A 26,583-nucleotide genomic window follows, 5' to 3' on the forward strand; every position below is an offset into this window, starting at 1 on the left:
GATGACGACACTACTGAACCCCTATTTTGGTGAATTTGGCGGCATGTACGTTCCGCAAATTCTGATGCCCGCGCTGCGCCAGCTGGAAGAGGCGTTTGTCAGCGCGCAGAGCGATGCAGCGTTTCAACAGCAGTTTAATGACCTGCTGAAAAACTATGCCGGTCGCCCGACGGCGCTGACCAAATGTCAGAACCTGACCGCCGGCACCCGCACCACGCTTTATCTTAAGCGTGAAGATCTGCTCCACGGCGGCGCGCACAAAACTAACCAGGTGCTCGGCCAGGCGCTGCTCGCCAAACGGATGGGCAAAACCGAGATTATCGCCGAAACCGGCGCGGGCCAGCATGGCGTGGCGTCGGCGCTTGCCAGCGCCCTGCTCGGCCTGAAGTGCCGCATCTATATGGGCGCAAAAGATGTTGAGCGCCAGTCGCCGAACGTCTTCCGTATGCGACTGATGGGCGCGGAAGTAATCCCGGTGCATAGCGGTTCAGCCACCCTGAAGGATGCCTGTAACGAAGCGCTGCGCGACTGGTCCGGCAGCTACGAAACCGCGCACTATATGCTCGGCACCGCAGCCGGCCCGCACCCCTTCCCGACCATTGTGCGCGAGTTCCAGCGCATGATCGGCGAAGAGACCAAAGCGCAGATCCTTGAAAGAGAGGGACGCCTGCCGGATGCGGTGATCGCCTGCGTTGGTGGCGGCTCTAACGCCATCGGGATGTTTGCCGATTTTATCGAAGAGAGCGCCGTCGGCCTGATTGGCGTGGAACCGGCGGGTCACGGCATTGAGTCTGGCGAACATGGCGCACCGCTGAAACATGGCCGCGTCGGCATCTACTTCGGCATGAAATCGCCGATGATGCAGACGGAAGATGGGCAGATTGAGGAGTCCTACTCCATCTCCGCCGGGCTCGATTTCCCGTCAGTGGGGCCACAGCACGCCCATCTCAACAGCACCGGTCGCGCTGAGTATGTCTCGATTACCGATGATGAAGCGCTGGAGGCGTTTAAAACCCTCTGTCGCCATGAAGGCATTATCCCGGCACTGGAGTCCTCCCATGCGCTGGCCCATGCGCTGAAGATGATGCGCGAGAACCCTGAGAAGGAGCAGTTGCTGGTGGTTAACCTCTCCGGGCGCGGCGACAAAGATATCTTCACCGTCCATGACATTCTGAAAGCGCGAGGCGAAATCTGATGGAACGCTATGACAACCTCTTCAAGCAGCTCAACGCGCGCCGGGAAGGTGCCTTTGTCCCGTTTGTCACCCTTGGCGATCCGGAGCCGGGCCTGTCGCTGCAAATTATCGATGCGCTGATCGAAGGCGGCGCGGATGCGCTGGAGCTGGGCATCCCCTTCTCCGATCCGCTGGCCGATGGCCCGACCATTCAGAGCGCCACGCTGCGCGCCTTCGCCGCGGGCGTTACGGTTGGTCACTGTTTTGAAATGCTGGCGGCGATCCGCCAGAAGCATCCGACCATTCCGATCGGCCTGTTGATGTATGCCAACCTGGTCTTTAGCCGCGGCGTTGATGAGTTTTACGCCCAGTGTGCCAGTGTTGGTGTCGATTCGGTGCTGGTCGCCGACGTGCCGATTGAGGAGTCCGCCCCGTTCCGCCAGGCGGCGATGCGCCATAATATCGCGCCTATCTTTATCTGCCCGCCGAATGCCGATGACGATCTGCTGCGCCAGATTGCCTCTTACGGTCGCGGGTACACCTACCTGCTGTCGCGCGCTGGCGTGACCGGTGCGGAGAACCGCGCGGCGCTGCCGCTGCATCATCTGGTAGAGAAACTGACGGAGTACCATGCGGCGCCTGCGCTGCAGGGCTTTGGCATCTCCGCACCGGATCAGGTGGCTTCCGCAATTGAAGCCGGTGCCGCAGGGGCAATTTCCGGATCGGCAATTGTGAAGATTATCGAAAGCAATCTGGATAACCCGACCACGATGCTGGCCGAGCTGAAAGGGTTTGTGCAGCGCCTGAAAGCCGCCACGCTGGCGAGCTAAGGGCGTAAAAAACGGAAACGGGTCTGCAAAGGCCTGTTTCCGTTATTACCATCAGAAGCGGTAACCAGCAGAGAACATAAACACCCACGGATCGAGACGGGTATGCACACTCTGCTGAACGCCGTTGTGTTTGAAGCGCACATCGGTATCGATATCCATCCACCACACCGACATGTTGATCAGCCAGTCGCGGTTAATCAGATAATCCACGCCCGCCTGTCCCGCTACGCCCCACGAATCCTTCAGACTCAAATCAGAGAGCCCTGCGGCTTTGCCGGTGGCGTTAAATTTCTCATCGAAAAAGGTGGTGTAGTTGATACCGGCGCCAAGGTAGGGGCGCACTTTGCTCTGGGCATCAAAGAAGTACCACTGCGCCATCAGCGAAGGCGGCAGATGGCTTACGGTAGCCAGATCGCCGGTCGGCGCGGTGCCAACGTGGTGGCGGAACGGCGTTGCGGCCAGCAGTTCAATACCGACGTTGTCGGTCGCCATCCATGTCATGGTCAGGCCAAGCTGCGTATTGTTATCGACGTTAAAACTGCCCAGCGCGCCCAAAACGTTATCTGAACCTTCCGTTGGACGGACGGTGGCCGAACCGGCCCGGATGAAAAACTCGCCTGCGTCGTGCGCGTATGCTACCCCGGAAAGGGTGCTCAGGATCAGTGCTGCCACGGCTAACTTCTTCATATCCACTCCATGTTTGAGGTTTTATCGCCGCGCACTATACCTGGTATTAGGTAGGATGTGATCCAATGCAGATCACACTTAACCCTGTAATTTAACATTCATTGATCTGGGTTAATTTTTGCGTTTCGTTACACTCCTTAACTTTTGTTGTTGCATCAATTTTTGCCTTATGAAGGCAAAAAAATATTCTTTTCGCCCCCTCTTGTGCGCCCGATTGGGCAGCGATAATTTATCTGCCTGACTTTTCCTGTTGATGCGTCGTTAAGTGCAGGTGCGCTATGAGTGATCTCAACCCGTGCATGTCGTGCGGAGCCTGTTGTGCGTATTTTCGTGTCTCTTTCTACTGGGCTGAAGCTGATGATGCTGGCGGCCCGGTTCCGGTTCAGTTAACTGAACCCCTCACCCCATTTTTGCGCTGTATGAGCGGGACCAACCAAAAACAGAGCCGCTGTACGGCACTGGTCGGCACGCCGGGCGAAAACGCCACTTGCAGTATTTATGCGCAACGCCCCTCGCCGTGCCGTGAATTTCAGATGTCAGGCGAAGCAGGCGAAGTGAATGAAGCCTGCGATCGGGCGCGGGCGCGCTACGGTTTAGCGCCCCTTTACAAAGATATGCTTTTCCATACAAGCCGTGATGCTGCCACTGAGGGGCTATTCGGGGTACAATCGCCCGTCAATTAATATCGCCATACTCAAGGAGAGTGCATGTCTATCACGGCGAAATCCGTTTACCGTGACACGGGGGATTTTCTTCGTTACCAGTTCATTACAATCTTACTGATTGTGCTGTCGTGTACCGTTATCACCGCAGTCATCGGACACGTCCTTTCACCCAGTGAAGAGCAGTTCTCCAGCGTAATGGATGCTGACAACCTGGCGGAAACAAATAACCCATTCGAGCTGGTGCAGAGTATGACGCTGGAACAGCAAAAGATGCTGTTACACACCTCGGCTGCAGCAACGGTTGCCGGATTGACGGGGTATGCACTGCTGATAGGCGCGCTGGTTGTGCTGATGCAGAGGGTGACAGCCCGGCAGCCTGTCAGCGCGTTAAGTGCAATGGGTGCCAGCGTGCCGACGGCACCGAAGCTCTTTTTACTGCTTCTGCTGACCATTTTTATCGTGCAACTCGGCATGCTGTTCCTTTACGTCCCGGGCATATTTCTGGCTATTTTCCTCGCCCTTGCGCCGATTCTGCTGGTGCATGAGAAAATGGGCGTCTTTGCCTCGATGCGTAGCAGTATGCGCTTTAGCCGGGCAAATATGCGTTTCGTCGCTCCGCCGGTAGTAGCCTGGCTGCTGACGAAATTTCTGATGCTGAGATATGGTCACCATCTCATCGCGTTTTCGCCCGAAGGCGGCGCGATAATTGCCAATGCGCTGAGTAATCTCTTCTCGGCAGTGCTACTGATTTATCTTTTCCGCCTCTATATGCTGATGCGCAAATAATTACCCCGGCCACCCGTCCGGGTGGCCCTTTTGATGGAATCGTAGAATGAAGCAGTTTCTTGATTTTCTTCCGCTGGCGCTCTTTTTTGTGGTCTACAAGATGTACGACATTTTCACCGCCACCAAGGTGCTGATTGTCGCCTCGGCCATCGTGCTGATCTACTGCTGGATCCGCTATCGCAAGGTAGAAAAAGTTGCGCTGATTACCTTTGTGCTGGTCGCCGTGTTTGGCGGGCTGACAATTAAATTCCATGACGTGGAATTTATTAAGTGGAAAGTGACGGTGATCTACGGTCTGTTTGCCACAGCGCTGCTCTTCAGCCAGTGGGTGATGAAGAAGACGCTGATCCAGCGCATGCTGGGCAAAGAGTTGACGCTGCCGGACGCCGTCTGGTCGAAGCTCAATATCGCCTGGGCACTCTTCTTTATCGTCTGCGGGCTGGCGAATATCTATATCGCGTTCTGGCTGCCGTTTGACGTGTGGGTCAATTTCAAGGTCTTTGGCCTGACGATCCTCACCCTGCTGTTCACCGTGCTGAGCGGCGTCTATATCTACCGGCACATGCCGGCGCAGGATGAGAAATCCTGATGCTGAAAGCCAGGCGCAATGCCTGGCTTTTTTCTTTCCGAACCTCCCATATTCGTAGTAGCATCCCGCCGGAAATCCCTCATCACAGAAGAGATAATAATGACAACGCCTTCAACTGCGCCTCAGGGCGAACTTGTACTACGCACACTCGCCATGCCCGCCGATACCAATGCTAACGGCGATATTTTTGGCGGCTGGTTGATGTCGCAAATGGATATGGGCGGCGCCATTCAGGCAAAAGAGATCGCCCACGGACGCGTGGTGACCGTGCGGGTAGACGGCATGACCTTCCTGCGCCCGGTCGCGGTTGGCGATGTGGTCTGCTGCTACGCCCGCTGTGTCAAACGTGGCAACACGTCAATTACGATTAACGTCGAAGTGTGGGTGAAAAAAGTGATGTCTGAACCGATTGGTCAGCGCTATAAAGCCACCGAAGCGCTGTTTATCTATGTCGCGGTGGACAATGAAGGCAAACCGCGCCCGCTGCCCGCACAGCCATAAAAAAAGCCTCCGCAAGGAGGCTTTTCTCTTATTCCATCGAGGTGCTGCCGTCGAGGCGGAAGACCACGTTGACGATCAGCCCCGAGCCGGGCTTACCGGCTTCATAGCGCCATTTGCGCATTGCGGCTTTCACTTCGCGCTCAAACATATTCGCCGGCTGCGCCGAGAGGATCTGCACGTTCTCAACCCGGCCATCCGCCGTCACGTCAAATTTCACTCTTACACGCCCTTCAATGCGCAGCGCCTGCGCACGCGGCGGATATTGCGGCTGGTTGCGGCTTAATGCGCGCGGGCCTGCCGGAACAGACGGTGCCGGTTTTGTCGCGGTGGAAGTCGTGGTGCTTGCCGCCGGACGTGACGGAGCGCTGTTCTCAAACGGATTCGCCTGCTGCGGCTCAACCGGCTTGCTTTCACGCTTCGGCTGCTCCACTTTTTTCACCGGCTTCGGTTTAGGCTTCGGCTTGGGTTTAGGTTTTGGCTTCTCAATCACCACCGGTGCCTCTTTGGGCGGCTCGGGGATCGGCTCTGGCTCAACAACCGGTTCGGGTTCCGGCTCGACAACCGGCTGCGGCGGTGCCGGAGCGGGAGCAGGCTCCAGCTCCGCAGGCGAGACCATGGTGACAGAGATGGGCTGCGCGGGCGCGGGCAGTTCAACAACCTGATGTACCGAGGTATAAAGCAGACCCGCCACAACAGCACCGTGAATGGCGACGGAGAGCAGCGTCGGCCAGGGAAAGCGGCGAGGTAAATCCAGGGTCATTGAAGTCATAATCGTGTCAGTTAAAAAACCAGGGCTCGATTTTAAATGCAAATAGCAATCATATTCAACAAGACAGCCTGGTGCAGATCAAATTTATCGCTGCTACGGGTAAAAAAGCCCCGTTAATTGGCAGGGTTGCCTGCCCGTTGCAATCTTTGCATTGCAGTCACTGCACCTTTCACTTACGTTATGCCTTTCTGAAAAGACAGGAGCTTGCTCTGTGCTATACGTTATTTTTGCTGAAGATATTGCCGATTCTCTGGAAAAACGCCTCTCCGTGCGTCCGGCCCACCTCGCACGCCTGCAACTGCTGCGCGATGAAGGCCGTCTGTTAACCGCAGGCCCACTGCCGGCTGTCGACAGTAACGATCCTGGTGTTGCGGGGTTTAGCGGCTCAACGGTGATTGCTGAGTTTGAATCGCTGGAAGCGGCGAAATCCTGGGCGGAAGCCGATCCCTATGTGGCGGCGGGCGTCTATCAGACTGTCACGGTCAAACCCTATAAAAAAGTTTTCTAAGTCAGTACGGGGCAATGCAGGTCATTGCCCCGCATGGCTTCAGCGCTTGCTTAGCGCTAAGCGGGTAGCAAAAAGCAGGAATACAATACCCGTGCAGCGATCCATCCAGCGGATCACTCGCGGCTTACGCAGGAAGGTTGCCAGTGGCCGGGTCGCCGAAATCAGTGCCGTTGACCAGCATGTGCCAATCAGCACATGAATCATTACCAGGCCAAATGTCCAGGCAATAAGCGGTTGCCCGTGAGGGATAAACTGCGGCAGAAACGAGACGTAAAAAATCCCTATTTTCGGATTAAGTACATTGCCGAACATCCCTTTGATAAACCAGTTCTGCGAAGGGTTCTCAACGTTATTGATACCTGTCAATGCCCCGCGCGGACGCAGCAACATATTTAACCCCAACCAGCATAAGTACGCGGCACCGCAATATTTGAGCACGTTGTACGCCAGTTCCGAAACGGCAATTAGCGCCCCAAGTCCGAATGCCACCATTGCGCCCCAGATCAGGCAGCCGGCATTAATGCCCATCTGCGCCTGAAAAGCCTGTTTCCGCCCTTCTACCGTGGCTGTGCGCAAGATCAACGCGGTATCAAGACCCGGCGTGAGCGTTAAGAGCGTCGCGGCAAAGGTAAACGCCATAAGGCTGTCGGTCACTGACATCATCTATCTCCTGAAACTAAGGGGCTAAAAACGACCGCGGGCACCTTTTCGGTGCCCGGGATTCAGATATCGTAGATGGCAAACAGCAGCACATTACGATGGCGATTAACGCCGCATTTCCTGATGCTGTGGATTCGCATATTACGGCGGGACTGCGCTTCCAGCCAGCGCGCTTTCCGGCGGCCAACCTGACGCAGCATACGCCAGCGCCCCACTTCCGTTCGACTACGCTTCATTGTTACAACTCTATACAAAATAGAAGCCGCCATTATAGTCTGTCGCCTCTTTCAGGCCAGCGCTTTTCGGCGTTTTTATTTGCCAGATGAATTCGTATGCGTAAACTCAACCAATACAGATTGTAAAAGGATTTTTGTCGATGTCCGCGTTTTACACCGTGATGAGTTGGCTCATTGTTGTTGGTTACTGGTTGCTTATTGCTGGTGTTACGCTGCGTATTCTGATGAAGCGCCGGGCGGTCACGTCGGCCATGGCGTGGCTGCTTGTCATCTATATCCTGCCGCTGGTGGGCATTATCGCTTACCTTTCGCTTGGAGAACTGCATCTCGGTAAACGGCGCGCGGAGCGTGCGCGCGCCATGTGGCCCTCAACCGCTAAATGGCTCAGCGATCTTAAACACTTCAACCATATCTTCGCCACTGAGAACAGCAGCGTTGCCTCCTCGCTGTTTAAGCTGTGCGAGCGCCGCCAGGGTATCGCCGGGGTCAAAGGTAATCAGTTGCAGCTGCTGACTACCTCGGATGATGTGATGCAGGCGCTGATCCGCGATATCCAGCTCGCCCGCCACAATATCGAGATGGTTTTCTATATCTGGCAGCCCGGCGGTATGGCCGACCAGGTAGCAGAGTCGCTGATGGCGGCAGCGCGCCGCGGCGTGCACTGCCGTCTGCTGCTGGACTCGGCAGGCAGCGTCACCTTCTTCCGCAGCCCGTGGGCGGGAATGATGCGCAATGCGGGCATTGATGTCGTTGAAGCGCTGAAGGTCAATCTGATGCGTGTCTTCCTGCGCCGCATGGACTTGCGCCAGCACCGGAAAATCGTACTGATCGATAACTATATTGCTTATACCGGCAGCATGAATATGGTCGATCCGCGCTACTTTAAACAGGACTCCGGCGTCGGTCAGTGGGTCGACCTGATGGCGCGCATGGAGGGCCCTATCGCCACGGCTATGGGCATCGTCTACTCCTGCGACTGGGAGATTGAGACCGGCAAGCGCATTCTGCCGCCGCCGCCCGATGCCAATATCATGCCATTTGAAGAGGCCAGCGGGCACACTATTCACACCATTGCGTCGGGGCCTGGCTTCCCGGAGGATTTGATCCACCAGGCACTGCTGACGGCGGTGTATGCGTCGCGTGAATACTTGATCATGACCACCCCCTACTTTGTCCCGAGCGACGATCTGCTGCATGCGATTTGTACCGCCGCACAGCGCGGGGTGGATGTGAGTATTATTCTGCCGCGTAAAAATGATTCCGTGCTGGTCGGCTGGGCCAGCCGCGCATTCTTTACCGAGCTGCTGGCCGCCGGGGTGAAAATCTACCAGTTTGAAGGCGGATTGCTGCATACCAAGAGCGTGCTGGTCGACGGCGAGCTGAGCCTGGTTGGCACGGTGAACCTCGATATGCGCAGCCTGTGGCTCAACTTTGAGATCACACTGGTGATTGACGACGCGGGATTTGGCGGCGATCTGGCGGCTGTGCAGGATGATTACATCTCCCGCTCGCGCTTGCTGGATGCGCGCTTGTGGGTAAAACGGCCCTTCTGGCACCGCATTGCTGAACGACTGTTTTACTTCTTTAGTCCGTTGCTGTAAAACGTGCCCAACAGACGTGATGAGGTAACTTATGGAAATGGACCTGAATAACCGCCTGACGGAAGATGAAACGCTTGAGCAAGCGTATGACATCTTCCTGGAACTGGCGGCGGACAACCTGGATCCGGCGGACATCATTCTTTTCAACCTGCAGTTTGAAGAGCGTGGCGGTGCAGAACTGTTCGATCCCGGCGAGGACTGGCAGGAGCATGTGGATTACGATTTAAACCCGGATTTCTTTGCTGAGGTGGTCATTGGCCTGGCGGAGACGGACGGCGGTGAGCTGAATGATGTCTTTGCGCGCGTGCTGCTGTGCCGCGAGAAAGACCATAAGCTGTGCCATATTCTCTGGCGCGAATAAGCTCTGAAAAGAAAAAGGGCTGACAAGTTGTCAGCCCTTTTTTTATGCCTCGCTTAAAGCGGGTCGACCTTCAGGCAGGAGACCGCGTGGCGGAAGCTGCCCTCCAGCACCGGACGGGTTTTCGCACACTCCGGCCCGGCAATCGGGCAACGGGTGCGGAAGACGCAGCCCGATGGCGGGTTGATCGGCGATGGCAGATCCCCCTCCAGCAGCTGAATGGTTTTGTTCTTCTCGACATCCGGATCGGGCACCGGCACCGCTGACATCAGCGCTTTGGTGTAAGGGTGCAGCGGATTCTGGTACACCTCATCATAGGTGCCCAGCTCTACCGCATGGCCCAGGTACATCACCAGCACGCGATCGGAGATGTGCTTCACCACCGCCAGATCGTGGGCAATAAAGATCAGCGACAGCCCCATTTCCCGCTGTAACTGTTGCAGCAGGTTGACCACCTGCGCCTGAATCGACACGTCGAGCGCGGAGACTGGCTCATCGCAGATAATCAGTTTCGGCTCAAGGATCAGCGCGCGTGCGATGCCGATACGCTGGCATTGACCGCCAGAAAACTCATGGGGATAGCGGTTGATCAGGTTAGGCAGCAGGCCGACCTTCATCATCATCGCTTTGACGCGGTCTTTCACTTCCTGACGCGGCATCTTCGGATGGTAGGTGCGCAGCGGCTCGGCGATGATTTCACCGATAGTCATACGCGGGTTCAGCGAGGCCAGCGGATCCTGGAAAATCATCTGGATATCGCTGCGTACGGCGCGCCACTCATCCGGTTTCATGCCCAGCAGATCGCGTCCCAGCCAGGCCACTTTTCCGTCGGTCGCTTTCACCAGGCCAATAATCGCGCGCGCGAAGGTTGATTTGCCGCAGCCGGATTCTCCGACCACGCCAAGGGTTTCGCCCTCATAGAGGCGCAGCGTGACGCCATCGACCGCTTTCAGGGTTTTCGGCGGCTGCCAGAACCACTGTCTGCCATCTTTAATATCGAAATGCACCTTCAGATCGGCGATTTCGAGCAGCACTTTTCTCTCTTCGGTTACGGCGTTCATACTAACTCCTCCACCGGCTTAAAGCAGGCGCGCAGACGGCCCGGCGCGAACTCATCCAGCGGCGGCGCGTTATTACAGATCTCCATCGCGTGCGGACAGCGCGGCTGGAACGGGCAGCCTTTCGGCAGACGCAGCAGGTTTGGCGGGTTGCCCGGAATGGTCAACATCGCTTCGCCATCGGCATCCAGACGCGGCACCGCATGCAGCAGGCCGATAGAGTACGGGTGCGACGGCTGATAGAAGACATCGCGCGCTTTGCCATACTCCATGGTTCGACCGGCATACATCACCAGCACTTTATCGCAGATGCCTGCCACCACGCCGAGGTCATGGGTGATCATGATAATCGCGGTGTTGAATTCGCGCTTCAGCTCATTAAGCAGCGTCATAATCTGCGCCTGCACGGTAACGTCGAGCGCGGTTGTGGGTTCGTCGGCAATCAGCAGCTTTGGCCTGCACATCAGCGCCATGGCGATCATCACGCGCTGGCGCATCCCGCCGGAGAACTCGTGCGGGTACATGCGCATGCGCTTACGCGCTTCCGGCATTTTGACCGCGTCGAGCATTTTTACTGACTCTTCAAACGCTTCGGCTTTGTTCATGCCTTTGTGCAGCATCAACACTTCCATCAACTGTTCGCCGACGCGCATGTAAGGGTTCAGCGAGGTCATCGGGTCCTGGAAAATCATCGAGATCTGCTCGGCGCGCAGCTTGTTCAGCGCATGTTCCGGCAGGTTCAGGATCTCTTTGCCGTTGAACAGCGCCGAGCCACCAATACGCCCGTTGGAAGCCAGCAGCCCCATCAGCGCAAATGCGGTCTGGGATTTACCGGAGCCTGATTCGCCCACGATGCCCAGCGTCTCGCCGGCGCGCAGGGAGAAGTTCAGGTCGTTGACCGCGGTGACATCGCCATCCGGCGTGCCAAAGGTCACACGGAGATCTTTCACATCCAGCAGGAGGTCCGTTTGCTGCCGCGTCGTTGACGCTACTACGGTTTCAGTCATGCTCATAACGGCACTCCTTAACGATCTTTCGGGTCGAGGGCATCACGCAGGCCATCGCCGATAAAGTTGAAACAGAACAGGGTGATCACAAGGAAACCCGCCGGGAAGAGCAGCAACCATGGAGAAACCTCCATTGAGTTTGCGCCATCGCTTAACAGCGCGCCCCAGCTGCTGAGCGGCTCCTGCGTACCGAGGCCGAGGAAGCTCAGGAAGGATTCGAACAGGATCATGCTCGGCACCAGCAGCGAGGCATACACCACCACCACGCCCAGCACGTTCGGCACGATATGGCGCATCACGATATTGGCGGTAGAGACCCCGCCCACCTGCGCCGCTTCGATAAACTCTTTACGCTTCAGGCTCAGGGTCTGGCCGCGCACAATACGCGCCATATCCAGCCAGGAGACCATGCCGATAGCCACAAAGATCAGCAGGATGTTCTGCCCGAAAAAGGTGACCAGCAGGATAACGAAGAACATAAACGGGAAGGAGTTGAGGATCTCCAGCAGACGCATCATCACCGAGTCGGTTTTGCCGCCCAGGTAGCCAGAGAGCGAACCGTAGAGCGTACCGAGAACTACCGCCACCAGCGCCGCGGCGATGCCGACCATCAGCGAGATACGCCCGCCGATAGCCACACGCACCAGCAGATCGCGTCCGGAGGAGTCGGTGCCGAAATAGTGCCCTGACTCCATATCCGGCGCGTTAGACATCATCGCCCAGTCGGTATCAAAGTAGCTGAACTGCGACAGCATCGGCGCCAGCGTCACGAACAGCGCAATCAGCACCAGTACAAACAGGCTGGCGACCGCTGCACGGTTGTGCATAAAGCGACGACGCGCGTCCTGCCAAAGGCTACGCCCTTCGACTTCGAGTTTCTCACTGAAGTTTTCCAGCGCCTCGCTGTTTTTCTTACTTAACATCATGGCGAACTCCAGTCTCAATAACGAATTTTCGGATCGATGATGGCGTAAAGCACATCAACAATCGCGTTGAAGGTGATGGTCAGCGCGCCGACCAGAATGGTCAGGCTCAGCACCAGCGAGTAGTCGCGGTTAAGCGCGCCGTTCACGAACAGCTGGCCGATGCCCGGCAAGCCATAAATCGTTTCGATAACCATGGAGCCAGTAATGATGCCGACAAAAGCCGGGCCCATATAGGAGAGCACGGGCAGCAGCGCCGGTTTCAGCGCGTGACGGAAGATGATCCGGCGCATCGGCAGCCCTTTCGCGCGCGCGGTGCGGATGAAGTTGGAGTGCAGCACTTCAATCATCGAACCACGGGTGATACGCGCGATGCTGGCGATATAGGCGAGCGAGAGCGCGACCATCGGCAGGATCATAAATTTAGGTGCCCCGCCATTCCAGCCGCCGGCCGGTAGCCACTGCAGCACAATGGCAAATATCATCACTAACAGAGGAGCGACAACGAAGCTGGGTATCACTACCCCGGTCATGGCTAATCCCATTACCGTGTAGTCCCATTTGGTGTTCTGGTTTAACGCGGCGATAACGCCTGCCGTCACGCCGAACACAATCGCGAGGATAAACGCCGCGGCGCCCAATTTGGCGGAAACCGGGAAGCTCGCCGCCACCAGGTCATTCACGGTGTAATCTTTGTATTTAAACGACGGACCAAAATCCAGATGCGCCAGCTGTTTCAGGTAGCTGAAATACTGGGTGGTGATGGGATCGTTTAAATGGTATTTCGCCTCGATATTGGCCATTACTTCCGGCGCAAGCGCACGTTCACCGGTAAAAGGACTTCCCGGCGCAAGACGCATCATAAAGAACGAAATCGTAATCAGAATAAAGAGTGTTGGAATCGCTTCAAGAAAGCGACGCAGGATAAATTTCAACATTGCCCGTACCTTCTGGCCTGTGCCTTTTACACATTCTCTTTCAGACGACCCAGGTGCCGTCTGCGACCGATGTGTGTTCTGGTGCGATAAAAATAAGACACCGTGAGGCAGGTTTCCCTGCCCCACTCATTGCCATTAATGCTTGATAATATACAAGTTTTTCACGTAGATATTATCTAACGGGTCTTTACCGGTGTAGCCACCCACCCACGGTTTCACCAGACGGGCGTTCACGTAGTAGTAAACCGGAACGATAGCGGAGTCTTTATCAAGCTGCTGTTCAGCTTTGGAGTAAAGCTCAGCGCGCTGCGCTTCGTCGGTCACTTTCAGCGTGTCGCCGATCAGCTTGTCAAACGCCGGGCTCTTATAGTGCGCGGTGTTGTTCGAGCTGTCTGAAAGCATGGTGTTCAGGAAGGAGGTCGGCTCGTTGTAGTCCGCGCACCAGCCGGCACGTGCAACATCAAAGGTGCCCTGATGACGCGTGTCGAGGAAGGTTTTCCACTCCTGATTCTCCAGCTTGACGTTGGCACCGAGGTTTTTCTTCCAGATCGAGGCAACGGCAATCGCCAGTTTTTTGTGCAGATCGGAGGTGTTATACAGCAGGCTGAAGCTCAGCGGTTTGTCGGCTGTGTAACCCGCTTCGGCGAGCAGTTTCTTCGCTTCGGCGTTACGCTGCTCCTGGGTCATTTTGAACCAGGCCGGTTCGGTCAGTTTTGCACCGTCGGTATACGGCGGGGTGTAGCTGTAAGCAGGCAGGTCGCCCTGGTTTTTCACTTTATTAACGATGATATCGCGGTCCAGCGCCAGTTTGAGGGCGGTACGCACGCGAACGTCAGTGAATGGCGCTTTCTGGTTATTGATCTCGTAGTAATAAGTACAGAGGTACGGATCGACGTGAACTTCTTTCGGGATCTCTTTTTTCAGTTTCTGGAACAGTTCAATCGGCATGTTGTTATAGGTCATGTCGATTTCGCCGCTGCGGTAGCGGTTAACGTCCGTGACTTCTGCAGAGATTGGCAGGTAGGTTACCTGGGTAATAACGGTTTTGTCGTTGTCCCAGTAATTGGTGTTGCGCTCAAGAACGATACGTTCGTTGACCACCCAATCTTTCAGCTTATAAGCGCCGTTGGTGACAATATTTGCAGGCTGGGTCCACTTATCGCCAAATTTTTCAATCGCGGCTTTTGGCACAGCGGAAACGGACGGGTGAACCAGCAGTTTATAGAAATAGGGAACCGGCTCGCTCAGCGTGACTTCGAAAGTATTATCATCGATCGCTTTTACGCCCAGTTCGCTGGTCGGTTTTTTACCGGCGATAACATCATCGATGTTGGCGATGTGACCATATTGCAGATAGCTGGCGTACGGAGAAGCCGTTTTCGGATCTGCCAGACGCTGCCAGCTATAGACGAAGTCATGGGCGGTAACCGGGGTGCCGTCTGACCATTTGGCGTTTTTACGCAGATGGAATGTCCAGACTTTAAAATCTTTGTTTTCCCACTTTTCAGCAACACCGGCAGTCGGGTGGCCTTCAACGTCGGAAATAAGCAGACCTTCAAACAGGTCACGGCTAACGTTTGATTCCGGAACGCCCTCGATTTTATGCGGATCGAGAGATTGCACTTCAGCACCGTTATTGCGCACCAGCGTCTGTTTTTCCGCTAGTTGAACGCCGGCCGGTACGTCGGCCGCGAAGGCGGCGTTACCGGAAATTAGCGCTGCTAAAATACCCGCTGCAACTACGCTTTTCTTTGTGATGATGGACATTGTGTTGTGACTCCAATCATTATAATTACCGACATTTATGCCAGCTGTATCATCCCCTGTTCGGGGGCCTGAATAGCGCAGGAGCTTTTGGCGCTTTCAGACATCTTTTTTTTACTTCTGCTATCACCGACTTTTTTATTACGGATCGCTCGAACGGCAATCTCGCGTCGATTCATTAACGCGCCTCCCCTGTCGAGACGCGTTGTATTCATGCTATTTATTTTCTAATTGAAAACGATTCTCAACAAATCGCTTTGCGCTGTAAATTATGAGGCTGATAAAGACATTCGCCGGAAAATAACAAATGCCCGAGACCGCCGCCAATACATTTTGCAAATTTGTTAACCATTTCTCTTTTACGGCGTAGCGACAGCCGCAGCGAGATGACGACTGCGTCTCCCTGTTGGTTTTTTCTTATGAATTATCAATCAGATAAAGAAGTATCACCGCCTTGTGATACTTGTTGGCTGCCTTCGTAGAGATTTGCACAAAAAATCAACAATTGACTACTTTTTAGCACATTACTCTGCGAGGAGATTGAAAGTACTAATATCATTTCGATAATGACTCGGCAAGCCCAATAGTATGATGTGAGAGAAATAACAGAGTTAATTGCTCAAAATGCAGACATTAATGATTCATGCAACTTATAATTCTATGATAGAAAACAGCTTTTCTGATTATTGTAATTTGTTATGCCTGCCGCCCTTCTGCTGATTCTTCATATCTTTTGCTAATTATGCGAGCAGGCTTACATTCGAAAGCGCGATGTTCTCGCGCCCCGAAAAAATAAAACCTATATAAATGAAAGAATGAATCAATTCAGCAGGACGGGGAAAAGCGACTTCGCGCCGGCAACAATAAACTCAATGCCTAACGCCATCAGCAGCAGCCCCATAATACGCGTAATGACGTTAATGCCGGTTTGCCTGAGCAGGCGAACCAGCCAGGGCGCAATGCGGAACAGTCCCCATGAGCAGAGCGCAAACAGTGCAATCGCCAGTGAGAAGCCAATCAGGTGTGCAAGCGTGTGATAACGCGTCCCCCAAACGATGGTGGAGCTGATTGCGCCCGGCCCTGCCATTAAGGGCAATGCCAGCGGTACTACGCCCACGCTTTCACGGATAGCGGTTTCTGATTTCTCCTGCTTGTTCTGTTTATCCTCCCCCAGCTTGCCGCTGATCATCGACATTGCGATGGTAACCACCAGGATTCCGCCGGCAATGCGGAAAGAGTCAATTGAGATACCAAACAGCTGCAGGATGGTGTCGCCCAGGAAGAGTGACGTCCAGAGAATGATAGCGACTGAAACATTCGCCGTAAGATTGGTTTTATTACGGGCATCGGCCATTTGATAACTGGTCATACTGATAAAAACCGGGATGATGCCAACCGGGTTCACCAGCGCAAAAAGACCGACGAAAAATTTAAAATAGAGAGGAATATCAAACCCAAAGTGATCCACAGCAAGCTCCGCGTTATCGCCAGTACTTTAGAAACAATAGCGTGACAGGAAAATCCATGCAGAAGATACGCGATTTTTTTCTGGAGTCCACCAGTTCATTCGCTAATAACCCTGATAAAACAGGGTGTTATTGAGTTAAGGCAAATGTGAAAAATCCGAGCCTTATTTAGCGGATAAACGTTAACAATTGATACAACTTGCCGATAATGGCCAAGCTGAAAGGTGTCAGCTTAGTGAAAACTTGATATGGATCACGCATTAATTACTCAGAAATGGGTAATCTTGATGCCACGAATAGAGAGCAGAAATGTCAATAATTGCTCCCGGTTCGTTAAGGCTCTTTTAGTAAACCAGCGGTATTTATGCTGTGTAACTTATTGACTTACATAGCTTTACACAACCTGTTTCGGCGCTGTCTATACTGACAGTTTGCGCAGATGGTTTACTAAAAGAGTTTAAACATTATCAGGAGAGCATTATGGCTGTTACTAATGTCGCTGAACTGAACGCACTCGTTGAACGTGTGAAGAAAGCCCAGCGTGAATATGCCAACTTTACTCAAGAGCAAGTAGATAAAATCTTCCGCGCCGCCGCCCTGGCTGCCGCAGATGCTCGAATCCCCCTCGCGAAAATGGCCGTAGCTGAATCCGGCATGGGTATCGTCGAAGATAAAGTGATTAAAAACCACTTTGCTTCCGAGTATATCTACAACGCGTATAAAGATGAGAAAACCTGCGGCGTATTATCGGAAGATGATACCTTCGGCACGATCACTATCGCTGAGCCTATCGGCATTATCTGCGGTATCGTACCGACCACTAACCCCACCTCTACTGCAATCTTTAAATCACTGATTAGCCTGAAAACCCGTAACGCAATCATCTTCTCTCCGCACCCACGTGCAAAAGACGCCACCAACAAAGCAGCGGACATCGTGCTGCAGGCGGCAATCGCGGCAGGTGCGCCGAAAGACCTTATCGGCTGGATTGATCAGCCTTCCGTCGAACTCTCCAATGCGTTAATGCATCACCCGGATATCAACCTGATCCTCGCGACCGGCGGTCCGGGCATGGTGAAAGCCGCCTATAGCTCCGGTAAACCGGCTATCGGCGTGGGTGCGGGTAACACCCCGGTTGTTATCGACGAAACCGCCGATATCAAACGCGCTGTCGCCTCCGTGCTGATGTCAAAAACCTTCGACAACGGCGTTATCTGTGCTTCTGAACAGTCTGTTGTAGTTGTTGACTCCGTGTATGACGCAGTGCGTGAGCGTTTCGCCAGCCACGGCGGCTATATGCTGCAGGGCCAGGAGCTGAAAGCGGTTCAGGATATCATCCTGAAAAACGGCGCGCTCAACGCGGCTATCGTTGGCCAACCGGCGCACAAAATTGCTGAACTGGCGGGCTTTAGCGTACCGGCAAGCACCAAAATCCTCATCGGTGAAGTCACCGTGGTGGATGAGAGCGAGCCGTTTGCACATGAAAAACTCTCTCCTACTCTGGCAATGTATCGCGCGAAAGATTTCGACGATGCGGTGGTGAAAGCGGAGAAACTGGTCGCCATGGGCGGTATCGGGCACACCTCCTGCCTCTACACCGACCAGGACAACCAGCCTGAGCGTGTGGCGCACTTCGGCCAGATGATGAAAACCGCGCGTATCCTTATCAACACCCCTGCTTCTCAGGGTGGTATCGGTGACCTCTACAACTTCAAACTTGCGCCTTCCCTGACTCTGGGTTGTGGTTCATGGGGTGGTAACTCCATCTCAGAAAACGTTGGTCCTAAGCACCTGATCAACAAGAAAACCGTTGCAAAGCGAGCTGAGAACATGTTGTGGCATAAACTTCCGAAATCAATCTACTTCCGCCGTGGCTCTCTGCCAATCGCGCTGGATGAAGTGATTACTGATGGTCACAAACGCGCGATGATCGTGACCGACCGTTTCCTCTTCAACAACGGCTATGCTGACCAGATCACCTCTGTGCTGAAAGCTGCGGGCGTGGAAACCGAAGTGTTCTTCGAGGTGGAAGCGGATCCGACGCTGACCGTGGTGCGTAAAGGCGCTGAGCTGGCGAACTCCTTTAAACCGGACGTGATTATCGCCCTCGGCGGCGGCTCCCCGATGGATGCTGCGAAAATCATGTGGGTGATGTACGAACATCCGGAAACCCACTTCGAAGAGCTGGCGCTGCGCTTTATGGATATCCGTAAACGTATCTACAAGTTCCCGAAAATGGGCGTCAAAGCGAAAATGATCGCCGTGACCACCACCTCCGGTACCGGTTCTGAAGTGACGCCGTTTGCGGTGGTTACCGATGATGCTACCGGCCAGAAATACCCGCTGGCGGATTACGCCCTCACCCCGGATATGGCGGTTGTCGACGCCAACCTGGTGATGGATATGCCGAAATCCCTCTGCGCCTTTGGTGGTCTGGATGCGGTAACCCACGCGCTGGAAGCGTACGTCTCGGTTCTGGCTTCTGAGTTCTCCGACGGTCAGGCGCTGCAGGCAGTTAAACTGCTGAAAGAGAACCTGCCGGCTTCTTATAACGAAGGGTCGAAAAACCCGGTTGCCCGTGAGCGTGTCCACAGTGCCGCAACCATCGCAGGTATCGCGTTCGCTAACGCCTTCCTCGGTGTGTGTCACTCCATGGCGCACAAACTGGGCTCCCAGTTCCATATCCCGCACGGCCTGGCTAACGCCCTGTTGATCAGCAACGTTATCCGCTACAACGCGAATGACAACCCGACCAAACAGACCGCGTTCAGTCAGTATGACCGTCCGCAGGCACGCCGCCGTTACGCAGAGATTGCCGATCACCTGGGTCTCTCTGCACCGGGCGACCGTACCGCTGCGAAAATTGAGAAACTGCTGGCCTGGCTGGAGAGCCTGAAAGCGGAGCTGGGTATTCCGAAGTCGATTCGTGAAGCTGGCGTACAGGAAGCAGACTTCCTGGCCAACGTCGACAAACTCTCTGAAGATGCGTTTGACGACCAGTGCACCGGCGCCAACCCGCGTTACCCGCTCATCGCAGAGCTGAAGCAGATCCTGCTGGATACCTTCTACGGTCGCGAATATAAAGAGGGTGAAGCCGCTCCTGCACCAAAAGTGGAAGCCGCACCGGTTAAAGCTGACAAAAAAGCGAAGAAACCCGCTTAATGGTATAGCGTCATAAAAAACCCGCTTCGGCGGGTTTTTTTATTTTCTGCTTATCAGAAGGTATTTACTCAGTGACTAACAGTGCAATCACTCCCCTCTTACCCGCGCCTGTATTGTTGCAAGCGAGCCCTCTGACAGCGCTTCCTTATAATGTTTACGGCAAACGGAGACGTAGCGCTCATTGCCGCCAATAACCACCTGCTCGCCTTCATTATAAGGACGCCCTTCGTGGTCAAGTCGCAGCACCATGCTTGCCTTGCGTCCGCAAAAACAGACGGTTTTAAGCTCAACTAATTTATCTGACCACGCCAGCAAATACTGGCTCCCGCCGAAGAGTTCGCCGCGGAAATCAGTTCTCAGCCCATAACAGAGCACGGGAATATCAAGCTCATCCACCACTTCTGACAGGGCGTATACCTGCTCTCGCGTCAAGAACTGGCATTCGTCCACCAGCACACAGTGCACGGCTTCTTGCTGGTGTTGAGCTTTAATGTCGTCAAACAGCGAGGTGTGCTGATTAAACAGACGTGCGGGCGAGGATAAACCAATCCGGGAAGTGACTTTCCCTGCACCAAAGCGGTTATCAATTTCTGCGGTATAAACTACCGTTCTCATGCCTCGCTCTTGATAATTGTACGAGGACTGTAGTAATGCCGTCGATTTCCCTGCATTCATTGCTGAATAGTAGAAATAAAGCTGTGCCATTGCGCGCAAAACCCTAATCAAAGTGTGATGATCCTGCGGCGAATTGTATCATGTTTTAACGGCCGGACCTGAGCAACCGTTGGAGCTTAGGTTAATCCTGTAGACAGATTTACGCATAAATGCGCACTTTCCGATCGCAGCAGCTGTAGCTGCAAAAGAAACAGCCATAACAAATTCAGGAAGTTAGCATACTGTTCTTATGCGATGATTCTCATCATATCATTCAGAAATTATTAATATTTTACTAAAGTAACCGCATTTAGCTCGGTAATAAACGCGGTTGTTATTTATCCATTATGGCTATTTCTCCCAAAGGAATAATCAAAAAATATCGCTTCACCTTTTCATATGACCGAACCTGGATTGCACGCTTATACCTGTTTGGCAGTGTGGTTGTTGATTAAAAATTTAAGATAACGGTATTTAGAAAAAACTTAAATAAAGGGCTATTTTGAATTCCTTACATTCGCGGCTATTGCACTGCTGAAATTAACGCTCTATTATTAGCCCAACAAACCACCCCAATATAAGTTTGAGATTACTACAATGAGCGAAGCCCTTAAAATTCTGAACAACATCCGTACTCTGCGCGCACAGGCAAGAGAATGCACGCTGGAAACACTGGAAGAGATGCTGGAAAAATTAGAAGTTGTGGTTAATGAGCGTCGTGAAGAAGAGAACGCTGCCGCAGCTGAAGTTGAAGAGCGTACCCGTAAACTGCAGCAGTATCGTGAAATGTTAATTGCTGATGGTATTGACCCGAATGAATTGCTGAACAGCATGGCTGCGGCTAAAACCGGTACCAAAGCAAAACGCGCTGCGCGTCCGGCTAAATATAGCTACGTAGATGAAAATGGCGAAACGAAAACCTGGACCGGCCAGGGTCGTACTCCAGCAGTAATCAAAAAAGCTATCGATGAACAAGGTAAAAAGCTGGAAGATTTCCTGCTCGCGTAAGTGAGTAAAATCTTATCTGCTTTTAATATCCCGCCGCTGGCGGGATTTTTTTATCCGTTCTACACAATTTCTTCACAAATAGCCCGGACAATGACGTCGTTTGTTTTCGTCATGGGCAGCGCTCAAAAACCCGCCCCCTTTATTACCAGCATTATACGCTTTTTCTTATGCCCCCTTTTCACAGCGGGCCGCTGATAAACACGCAATAAAAAAGGTCGACGATAATCAGTGCTGAGCACGATTAACGTCGACCTTATTTACGGTCTGCGCTGGGGGTTATGCTTTAGCAGCGCCTACCGTTTCGTTCAGCCAGGCTTTAAACTCTTCACCCAGTGATTTATGGCGAATGCCATATTCTACAAAGGCGCGCATATAGCCGAGTTTATTACCACAGTCATGGCTTTTACCTTTCATGTGATAGGCTTCAACGGTCTCTTTTTCGATCAGCATATCGATAGCATCGGTAAGCTGGATCTCATCACCGGCTCCCGGAGGCGTTTTCGCCAGCAGCGGCCAAATCTCAGCGCTCAGGACATAGCGGCCAACAACGGCGAGGTTTGACGGTGCGACGTTCGCTTTCGGTTTCTCAACCACGCCAACCATCGGTACGCTGTCGCCCGGGTTCAGCGTGGCGCCTTTGCAGTCCACTACGCCGTAAGCGGTAACGTCATCTACCGGCTCAACCATGATCTGGCTGGCACCGGATTCGTCGAAGCGTTTGATCATCTCAGCGAGGTTATCCTGCGACAGATCGGACTCGAACTCATCAAGGATAACGTCTGGCAGGATTACGGCGACCGGCTCGTTGCCGACAACCGGATGCGCGCACATAACGGCATGACCCAGACCCTTCGCCAGACCCTGACGCACCTGCATGATGGTGACGTGCGGCGGGCAAATAGATTGCACTTCTTCGAGAAGCTGACGTTTAACGCGCTTCTCCAGCATGGCTTCAAGCTCAAAGCTGGTATCGAAGTGGTTTTCAATAGAGTTTTTAGATGAATGTGTTACCAGAACGATTTCAGTAATACCCGCGGCAATGCACTCATTGACCACATACTGAATTAATGGCTTATCAACCAGCGGCAACATTTCTTTCGGAATTGCCTTCGTAGCTGGTAGCATCCTCGTTCCCAACCCCGCGACCGGGATTACTGCTTTAGTCACTTTCGAATTTATTGCAGCCATTGAAATCTCCTGGACTGTCCATGATTTGAACAGGTTCATGAATTAACTCGCGTCTGAGTATATCAGTACCAACCCAATGACCAGGTCTGAAAAGGACGCGCTAACAACTAATTAGGATTAATACGAAGAAACTGCGGCGATATTAGCACCCGTTTTTATAAGACGGGTAAATCTATCTGAGCTTCGCCACGCGATCGCTCATTCCGCGTTCAACATTAAGCGTAACCGCCCGCCTGCACCCCAGACCTGGCATTGCCACGCTTCGCTGCGCTGGCTTACCTGGTTGAGATAGGTATTCCCAAGCGTACCGAGAGGAACACCACTGCTGATTTGAATTTGATGCTCCCCGGTATTTAACGTCGCGTTTAAACCGGCCGAGACTAATAACAAATTCTTAAGCTCACTGTGGTAATACCCCACCAGTAACGGGAACTGCCCCGGCAAATTTGCCTGGTGCAACAGTTGGTTTACCTGCTTAAGTAAAGCACCCATTTCAGGTAAGCGCTGGCGCTGATGTGACAATTGTTCCTGAAGTAAGCCATTAAATAATGCGCGCAGCAGCAGCGCGGCCAGCACGCCATTATTGCCGGCGCGGGTAACATCAAGACAATAGAAGGCGAGATCGTGTCCGGAAAGCGGTGCAATATCCAGCACCAGCCCGGGGCTTTCTGCCGAAACAAGCTGGCGATAATTTACGCGGCAGCCGGAAATGACCTGCTGAACAGGCGGCTGAAGCTCTTTTAATAAATTGGCTGCGGCCTGCGGGTTATCCACCAGCGCATCCCAATCCTGGAATAAACGTTCCTCCTCCTCTACCCGGGAATTAAACATATTTGGGTAGATGCAGGCGAAGATAGTTTCCCGCAGACGATTGAAATCTTTAACGGGCTTCAGCACGACATCCTGCACGCCAAGACGCAGCGCTTTTGCAATGTCGGCCATATTTTCGGTAGCGGAAATCACCAGCACCGGCGTCTGCATGCCCTGGTTGCGCAGCGCTTCAACCAGCGCGAGACCATTCATACGCGGCATGGCCAGGTCGCAAATAATTAAATCGGGTTGATTGCCAGCCATCTGCTCCAGCGCATCTACCCCGTCTCCGGCCAGCAACGTCGTTGCGCCAAGAGATTGCAACCATGAATCCAGCAGCGATCGGAAAACGAGTTCGTCTTCCACTATCAATATCTGTTTCCCGACCAACGGCTGCGTCATCTCATCTCCCCTGCCTGACAGTAGATCAATAGTGGCATGCTTCGCCGACACTCGCCTGTCAGAATTTGCTGAAGTCTTATAAAAATTATGTTCACGCTAAAGTCCGCACCAGCGGAAGTAACTCGTCCATGCTCTTTTCTACCGCTAACTGCCCGGCGGCAATCGCCGCATCAGCACGATGAAAATCGAGAGTGGATATTTGCGGACAAATGGGTTGCAACAAAATATCCGGCGGATCGCCCGCCATACGGTTGCGCTTGAGGCGGTTTTCCAGCACCTGGATCGAGGTAGTCATGATCTCCATTGCGGTCGGCGTCACCGGGCGCTTCGGCGTGGTGCGGCTTAGCCGCTCGCGCAGGCGCTGATGCCAGCGCAGGGCTTCGCCGCTGCCTTTTTCCATCTCGCTATCGGCGGGCGTTACGGAGAGCAGATCCTGCTGCATTAAATGGGCGTCGTGCTGCAGGTCGACGGCAATAACGATGTCAGCACCCAGCGCACGGGTTAATGAGACCGGCACCGGGTTAACCACCGCGCCATCGACCAGCCAGTAGCCATTATGCGCAACGGGCGACATCAAACCGGGAATACTGCACGAGGCGCGCACAGCGCGGTGCAAATCGCCCTCGGTAAACCATAACTCACGCCCGGTGCTGAGATTGGTTGCGACCGCGCCAAAACGCTTTTCGCAGTGGCTAAAGTCGTCGAAAGGAAGGAGCTGACGGTATTGATTGAACACGCGTTCACCGCGCAGCAAACCGCCGCGGCGCCAGGAGAGATCCATAAGCCGCAGTACGTCCCAGTAGCGGAAAGAGCGCACCCAATTCTCCAGCAGAGACAACCGTCCACAGGAGTATGCCGCGCCAACTAATGACCCGATTGAGCATCCCGCCACGACATCAATAGTAATGCCGGCGCGCGCTAACGCATTAATGACGCCGATATGCGACCAACCTCTGGCTGCGCCAGAACCCAGCGCCAGACCGATTTTTACCGTTCTCATTCCGCGTGCTTCACTTCCCCCGGCTTACTGTAGCCACAACGCGGCGGCTCAGTTAACATATTGCCACCCTGGCGCGTGCTGCGCCGTTATTATTGTTTCAGGAATGCTGTTTTGTCTCAAACATGTCCTTGCGGTAGCGCTCAGGAGTATAGCGTATGTTGCCAGCCTTATCTGTCTGGTCATCACACGGCGCCGGATCCCTCTCGCCTGATGCGTTCTCGCTATACCGCTTTTGTCCTACATCAGACGGATTATCTGGTGAAAACCTGGCATCCCTCCTGCGCGGCACACACCTTTCGGGAACAGATTGAGGCTGGTTTCGCCGCCACAACCTGGCTCGGACTGACGCTATTTGAGCACGCTTACGGTCACGATGACAATGAAGGTTATGTCAGTTTTGTTGCTCGCTTTCGCGAGAATGACAAAAATGGCGCAATTATTGAACGTTCCCGTTTTTTAAAGGAAAACGGCGAATGGTACTACATTGACGGTACGCGCCCACAGTTTGGTCGTAACGATCCCTGTCCCTGCGGGTCAGGTAAAAAATTTAAAAAGTGCTGCGGGCAATAAGCCCGGCATCACCCTTAACAAACACACTCAACAGGATTTACCCGGCAATGCACTCTTTACAACGTAAAATTCTGCGCACCATCTGCCCCGATCAGAAGGGCCTTATCGCTCGCATTACTAACATTTGTTATAAGCACGAGCTGAACATTGTTCAGAATAATGAATTTGTCGACCACCGTACCGGCCGCTTCTTTATGCGTACCGAGCTTGAGGGCATTTTTAACGATGCCACGCTGCTGGCCGATCTCGACAGCGCGCTGCCGGAAGGCTCTGTTCGCGAGCTGAACGCGGCGGGTCGTCGTCGGGTGGTGATTCTGGTGACCAAAGAGGCGCACTGCCTGGGCGATCTGCTGATGAAAGCCAACTATGGCGGCCTGGATGTGGAGATTGCAGCGGTCATTGGCAACCATGAAACGCTGCGCCCGCTGGTTGAACGCTTCGACATTCCTTTCGAGCTGGTCAGCCACGAAGGTTTAACGCGCGAAGCGCATGACAACCTGATGGTGAAAGCGATTGAAGCCCATCAGCCTGATTACGTGGTGCTGGCGAAGTATATGCGCGTCCTGACGCCGGACTTTGTCTCGCGTTTCCCGAATAAGATCATCAATATTCATCACTCCTTCCTGCCGGCGTTTATCGGCGCACGCCCTTATCACCAGGCTTACGAGCGCGGCGTGAAAATTATTGGTGCTACGGCGCACTACGTGAATGACAACCTGGATGAAGGCCCGATCATCATGCAGGACGTGATTCATGTCGATCACACCTATACTGCTGAAGATATGATGCGCGCCGGTCGCGATGTCGAGAAGAACGTGCTCAGCCGCGCGCTCTATCAGGTGCTGGCCCAGCGCGTCTTTGTTTACGGCAACCGGACGATCATTCTTTAAGCACTTACTCTTGAGGTTGCCTGGCTTTACAGCGTTACGGGTAAAAAGCAGGCAACCGATTCATTTTTCACGATTGAATGCTTTACAGAGACGCGTCATTTGGTATGATGCGCCGCGCTTCCCGAGAAGGAAGCAGCCAGTAACATGTAGTGACCCCGTGGTGGGGTTCCCGAGCGATCATAAGGGAGCTGACTGCAAATCTGCCGTCATCGACTTCGAAGGTTCGACTCGAGCACCAGCGAGAGAACGTTGCCAACGGCAACGGCCCGAAGGGTGAGGAGCGCAGCTCCGAATAATCCTTCCTTCGCAACATCACAATAATGTAGTGACCCCGTGGTGGGGTTCCCGAGCGGCCAAAGGGAGCAGACTGTAAATCTGC

Annotated in this window: 27 protein-coding genes and 1 other RNA gene; 14 read left to right on the forward strand and 14 right to left on the reverse strand. The window is 53.7% G+C overall.

Features of this window, described 5'->3' with window-relative positions:
- The first annotated feature begins 1 nt into the window (after nt 1).
- The gene (gene trpB / locus IAE48_RS04525) at nt 2–1,195 is read left to right on the forward strand and encodes a tryptophan synthase subunit beta (RefSeq protein ID WP_023478707.1); all 1,194 of its coding nucleotides are present in this window, start codon (nt 2–4) and stop codon (nt 1,193–1,195) included.
- A complete protein-coding gene (gene trpA, locus IAE48_RS04530) occupies nt 1,195–2,004 on the forward strand; it encodes a tryptophan synthase subunit alpha (RefSeq protein WP_200133622.1) in 810 nt (269 codons plus the stop codon). The genes trpB and trpA overlap by 1 nt, the downstream gene beginning before the upstream one ends.
- 51 nt (nt 2,005–2,055) lie before the next feature.
- On the opposite strand, the gene ompW is transcribed toward trpA, so the two are convergent.
- Nucleotides 2,056–2,691, reverse strand: a complete 636-nt coding sequence (ompW, locus tag IAE48_RS04535) for an outer membrane protein OmpW (RefSeq protein WP_023478900.1) — start codon at nt 2,689–2,691, stop codon at nt 2,056–2,058.
- A gap of 278 nt (nt 2,692–2,969) precedes the next feature.
- Here ompW and IAE48_RS04540 point away from each other — a divergent pair, with 278 nt between their 5' ends.
- The 4 genes from IAE48_RS04540 (at nt 2,970) to yciA (ending at nt 5,232) form a co-directional block, all read left to right on the forward strand.
- Entirely contained in the window at nt 2,970–3,374 is a 405-nt protein-coding gene (locus tag IAE48_RS04540; RefSeq protein WP_200133623.1) for a YkgJ family cysteine cluster protein, read from the forward strand.
- 24 nt (nt 3,375–3,398) lie between these two features.
- Nucleotides 3,399–4,142 (forward strand): YciC family protein, encoded by a 744-nt coding sequence (locus IAE48_RS04545; RefSeq protein WP_200133624.1) that lies wholly within the window; start codon nt 3,399–3,401, stop codon nt 4,140–4,142.
- Between the two features lie 46 nt (nt 4,143–4,188).
- Nucleotides 4,189–4,731, forward strand: a complete 543-nt coding sequence (locus tag IAE48_RS04550) for a septation protein A (RefSeq protein ID WP_023478762.1) — start codon at nt 4,189–4,191, stop codon at nt 4,729–4,731.
- Between the two features lie 99 nt (nt 4,732–4,830).
- On the forward strand, nt 4,831–5,232 hold the full coding sequence (gene yciA, locus IAE48_RS04555; RefSeq protein ID WP_076769929.1) for an acyl-CoA thioester hydrolase YciA: 402 nt from the start codon (nt 4,831–4,833) through the stop codon (nt 5,230–5,232).
- A gap of 28 nt (nt 5,233–5,260) precedes the next feature.
- Here the strand turns inward: yciA and tonB are convergent, their stop codons facing one another.
- Nucleotides 5,261–5,992 carry a TonB system transport protein TonB gene (tonB, locus tag IAE48_RS04560; RefSeq protein ID WP_167552481.1) on the reverse strand — a complete coding sequence of 244 codons (732 nt, stop codon included), beginning with the start codon at nt 5,990–5,992 and terminating at the stop codon, nt 5,261–5,263.
- A gap of 220 nt (nt 5,993–6,212) precedes the next feature.
- Here tonB and IAE48_RS04565 point away from each other — a divergent pair, with 220 nt between their 5' ends.
- A complete protein-coding gene (locus tag IAE48_RS04565; protein ID WP_023478925.1) occupies nt 6,213–6,509 on the forward strand; it encodes a YciI family protein in 297 nt (98 codons plus the stop codon).
- A gap of 39 nt (nt 6,510–6,548) precedes the next feature.
- On the opposite strand, the gene IAE48_RS04570 is transcribed toward IAE48_RS04565, so the two are convergent.
- The gene (locus tag IAE48_RS04570) at nt 6,549–7,169 is read right to left on the reverse strand and encodes a LysE family translocator (RefSeq protein WP_200133638.1); all 621 of its coding nucleotides are present in this window, start codon (nt 7,167–7,169) and stop codon (nt 6,549–6,551) included.
- Nucleotides 7,170–7,231: 62 nt separating this feature from the next.
- Complete coding sequence (locus IAE48_RS04575; protein WP_023478828.1) at nt 7,232–7,405, reverse strand: YciY family protein; 174 nt, start codon at nt 7,403–7,405, stop codon at nt 7,232–7,234.
- Between the two features lie 140 nt (nt 7,406–7,545).
- Here IAE48_RS04575 and cls point away from each other — a divergent pair, with 140 nt between their 5' ends.
- Together cls and IAE48_RS04585 are read left to right on the forward strand one after the other, a co-directional pair.
- Nucleotides 7,546–9,006: a cardiolipin synthase gene (gene cls / locus IAE48_RS04580; RefSeq protein ID WP_094419775.1), complete on the forward strand. Its 1,461-nt coding sequence runs from the start codon at nt 7,546–7,548 to the stop codon at nt 9,004–9,006.
- Nucleotides 9,007–9,037: 31 nt separating this feature from the next.
- Nucleotides 9,038–9,367 carry an HI1450 family dsDNA-mimic protein gene (locus tag IAE48_RS04585; protein WP_042713297.1) on the forward strand — a complete coding sequence of 110 codons (330 nt, stop codon included), beginning with the start codon at nt 9,038–9,040 and terminating at the stop codon, nt 9,365–9,367.
- Nucleotides 9,368–9,420: 53 nt separating this feature from the next.
- On the opposite strand, the gene oppF is transcribed toward IAE48_RS04585, so the two are convergent.
- The 6 genes from oppF to IAE48_RS04615 form a co-directional block, all read right to left on the reverse strand.
- Nucleotides 9,421–10,425 carry a murein tripeptide/oligopeptide ABC transporter ATP-binding protein OppF gene (gene oppF, locus IAE48_RS04590; protein WP_023478603.1) on the reverse strand — a complete coding sequence of 335 codons (1,005 nt, stop codon included), beginning with the start codon at nt 10,423–10,425 and terminating at the stop codon, nt 9,421–9,423.
- The gene (locus IAE48_RS04595) at nt 10,422–11,435 is read right to left on the reverse strand and encodes an ABC transporter ATP-binding protein (RefSeq protein ID WP_200133625.1); all 1,014 of its coding nucleotides are present in this window, start codon (nt 11,433–11,435) and stop codon (nt 10,422–10,424) included. Before IAE48_RS04595 ends, oppF begins: the two co-directional genes overlap by 4 nt.
- An 11-nt stretch (nt 11,436–11,446) precedes the next feature.
- Nucleotides 11,447–12,355, reverse strand: coding sequence for an oligopeptide ABC transporter permease OppC (gene oppC / locus IAE48_RS04600; protein ID WP_023478831.1), 909 nt, complete (start codon nt 12,353–12,355; stop codon nt 11,447–11,449).
- 14 nt (nt 12,356–12,369) lie between these two features.
- Entirely contained in the window at nt 12,370–13,290 is a 921-nt protein-coding gene (gene oppB, locus IAE48_RS04605; RefSeq protein ID WP_054803454.1) for an oligopeptide ABC transporter permease OppB, read from the reverse strand.
- 135 nt (nt 13,291–13,425) lie between these two features.
- On the reverse strand, nt 13,426–15,057 hold the full coding sequence (oppA, locus tag IAE48_RS04610; protein WP_076769933.1) for an oligopeptide ABC transporter substrate-binding protein OppA: 1,632 nt from the start codon (nt 15,055–15,057) through the stop codon (nt 13,426–13,428).
- A gap of 817 nt (nt 15,058–15,874) precedes the next feature.
- The gene (locus IAE48_RS04615) at nt 15,875–16,522 is read right to left on the reverse strand and encodes a YchE family NAAT transporter (protein ID WP_200133626.1); all 648 of its coding nucleotides are present in this window, start codon (nt 16,520–16,522) and stop codon (nt 15,875–15,877) included.
- Between the two features lie 478 nt (nt 16,523–17,000).
- Between IAE48_RS04615 and adhE the strand changes: the two genes are divergently transcribed.
- Complete coding sequence (gene adhE / locus IAE48_RS04620; protein WP_200133627.1) at nt 17,001–19,682, forward strand: bifunctional acetaldehyde-CoA/alcohol dehydrogenase; 2,682 nt, start codon at nt 17,001–17,003, stop codon at nt 19,680–19,682.
- Nucleotides 19,683–19,769: 87 nt separating this feature from the next.
- On the opposite strand, the gene tdk is transcribed toward adhE, so the two are convergent.
- On the reverse strand, nt 19,770–20,387 hold the full coding sequence (gene tdk / locus IAE48_RS04625; protein ID WP_094419770.1) for a thymidine kinase: 618 nt from the start codon (nt 20,385–20,387) through the stop codon (nt 19,770–19,772).
- A gap of 546 nt (nt 20,388–20,933) precedes the next feature.
- Between tdk and hns the strand changes: the two genes are divergently transcribed.
- Nucleotides 20,934–21,344, forward strand: coding sequence for a histone-like nucleoid-structuring protein H-NS (gene hns, locus IAE48_RS04630; protein WP_023478663.1), 411 nt, complete (start codon nt 20,934–20,936; stop codon nt 21,342–21,344).
- Nucleotides 21,345–21,620: 276 nt separating this feature from the next.
- Here hns and galU read toward each other — a convergent pair whose 3' ends face one another.
- The 3 genes from galU to rssA all read right to left on the reverse strand — a co-directional run bounded on the left by galU (nt 21,621) and on the right by rssA (nt 24,744).
- A complete protein-coding gene (gene galU / locus IAE48_RS04635) occupies nt 21,621–22,532 on the reverse strand; it encodes a UTP--glucose-1-phosphate uridylyltransferase GalU (RefSeq protein ID WP_094419769.1) in 912 nt (303 codons plus the stop codon).
- Nucleotides 22,533–22,730: 198 nt separating this feature from the next.
- Nucleotides 22,731–23,744 carry a two-component system response regulator RssB gene (gene rssB / locus IAE48_RS04640; protein ID WP_054803457.1) on the reverse strand — a complete coding sequence of 338 codons (1,014 nt, stop codon included), beginning with the start codon at nt 23,742–23,744 and terminating at the stop codon, nt 22,731–22,733.
- A gap of 91 nt (nt 23,745–23,835) precedes the next feature.
- Entirely contained in the window at nt 23,836–24,744 is a 909-nt protein-coding gene (gene rssA, locus IAE48_RS04645; RefSeq protein WP_200133628.1) for a patatin-like phospholipase RssA, read from the reverse strand.
- 111 nt (nt 24,745–24,855) lie between these two features.
- Between rssA and IAE48_RS04650 the strand changes: the two genes are divergently transcribed.
- The 3 genes from IAE48_RS04650 (at nt 24,856) to IAE48_RS04660 (ending at nt 26,517) form a co-directional block, all read left to right on the forward strand.
- The gene (locus IAE48_RS04650; RefSeq protein WP_200133639.1) at nt 24,856–25,314 is read left to right on the forward strand and encodes a YchJ family protein; all 459 of its coding nucleotides are present in this window, start codon (nt 24,856–24,858) and stop codon (nt 25,312–25,314) included.
- Nucleotides 25,315–25,361: 47 nt separating this feature from the next.
- Entirely contained in the window at nt 25,362–26,204 is an 843-nt protein-coding gene (gene purU / locus IAE48_RS04655; RefSeq protein ID WP_023478636.1) for a formyltetrahydrofolate deformylase, read from the forward strand.
- A gap of 168 nt (nt 26,205–26,372) precedes the next feature.
- Nucleotides 26,373–26,517, forward strand: a non-coding RNA gene (locus IAE48_RS04660) — RtT sRNA.
- Nucleotides 26,518–26,583 lie beyond the last annotated feature (66 nt).

The organism is Kosakonia sp. S57 (assembly GCF_016516575.1).
Classification (GTDB): Bacteria; Pseudomonadota; Gammaproteobacteria; order Enterobacterales; family Enterobacteriaceae; genus Kosakonia; species Kosakonia cowanii.

Excerpts from the sequence above, each read along its gene's own strand:
- trpB (WP_023478707.1), top strand. The coding sequence starts at position 2 with ATGACGACACTACTGAACCCCTATTTTGGTGAATTTGGCGGCATGTAC.
- trpA (WP_200133622.1), top strand. The coding sequence starts at position 1,195 with ATGGAACGCTATGACAACCTCTTCAAGCAGCTCAACGCGCGCCGGGAA.
- ompW (WP_023478900.1), bottom strand. The coding sequence starts at position 2,691 with ATGAAGAAGTTAGCCGTGGCAGCACTGATCCTGAGCACCCTTTCCGGG.
- IAE48_RS04540 (WP_200133623.1), top strand. The coding sequence starts at position 2,970 with ATGAGTGATCTCAACCCGTGCATGTCGTGCGGAGCCTGTTGTGCGTAT.
- IAE48_RS04545 (WP_200133624.1), top strand. The coding sequence starts at position 3,399 with ATGTCTATCACGGCGAAATCCGTTTACCGTGACACGGGGGATTTTCTT.
- IAE48_RS04550 (WP_023478762.1), top strand. The coding sequence starts at position 4,189 with ATGAAGCAGTTTCTTGATTTTCTTCCGCTGGCGCTCTTTTTTGTGGTC.
- yciA (WP_076769929.1), top strand. The coding sequence starts at position 4,831 with ATGACAACGCCTTCAACTGCGCCTCAGGGCGAACTTGTACTACGCACA.
- tonB (WP_167552481.1), bottom strand. The coding sequence starts at position 5,992 with ATGACCCTGGATTTACCTCGCCGCTTTCCCTGGCCGACGCTGCTCTCC.
- IAE48_RS04570 (WP_200133638.1), bottom strand. The coding sequence starts at position 7,169 with ATGTCAGTGACCGACAGCCTTATGGCGTTTACCTTTGCCGCGACGCTC.
- IAE48_RS04575 (WP_023478828.1), bottom strand. The coding sequence starts at position 7,405 with ATGAAGCGTAGTCGAACGGAAGTGGGGCGCTGGCGTATGCTGCGTCAG.
- cls (WP_094419775.1), top strand. The coding sequence starts at position 7,546 with ATGTCCGCGTTTTACACCGTGATGAGTTGGCTCATTGTTGTTGGTTAC.
- IAE48_RS04585 (WP_042713297.1), top strand. The coding sequence starts at position 9,038 with ATGGAAATGGACCTGAATAACCGCCTGACGGAAGATGAAACGCTTGAG.
- oppF (WP_023478603.1), bottom strand. The coding sequence starts at position 10,425 with ATGAACGCCGTAACCGAAGAGAGAAAAGTGCTGCTCGAAATCGCCGAT.
- IAE48_RS04595 (WP_200133625.1), bottom strand. The coding sequence starts at position 11,435 with ATGAGCATGACTGAAACCGTAGTAGCGTCAACGACGCGGCAGCAAACG.
- oppC (WP_023478831.1), bottom strand. The coding sequence starts at position 12,355 with ATGATGTTAAGTAAGAAAAACAGCGAGGCGCTGGAAAACTTCAGTGAG.
- oppB (WP_054803454.1), bottom strand. The coding sequence starts at position 13,290 with ATGTTGAAATTTATCCTGCGTCGCTTTCTTGAAGCGATTCCAACACTC.
- oppA (WP_076769933.1), bottom strand. The coding sequence starts at position 15,057 with ATGTCCATCATCACAAAGAAAAGCGTAGTTGCAGCGGGTATTTTAGCA.
- adhE (WP_200133627.1), top strand. The coding sequence starts at position 17,001 with ATGGCTGTTACTAATGTCGCTGAACTGAACGCACTCGTTGAACGTGTG.
- tdk (WP_094419770.1), bottom strand. The coding sequence starts at position 20,387 with ATGGCACAGCTTTATTTCTACTATTCAGCAATGAATGCAGGGAAATCG.
- hns (WP_023478663.1), top strand. The coding sequence starts at position 20,934 with ATGAGCGAAGCCCTTAAAATTCTGAACAACATCCGTACTCTGCGCGCA.
- galU (WP_094419769.1), bottom strand. The coding sequence starts at position 22,532 with ATGGCTGCAATAAATTCGAAAGTGACTAAAGCAGTAATCCCGGTCGCG.
- rssB (WP_054803457.1), bottom strand. The coding sequence starts at position 23,744 with ATGACGCAGCCGTTGGTCGGGAAACAGATATTGATAGTGGAAGACGAA.
- rssA (WP_200133628.1), bottom strand. The coding sequence starts at position 24,744 with ATGAGAACGGTAAAAATCGGTCTGGCGCTGGGTTCTGGCGCAGCCAGA.
- purU (WP_023478636.1), top strand. The coding sequence starts at position 25,362 with ATGCACTCTTTACAACGTAAAATTCTGCGCACCATCTGCCCCGATCAG.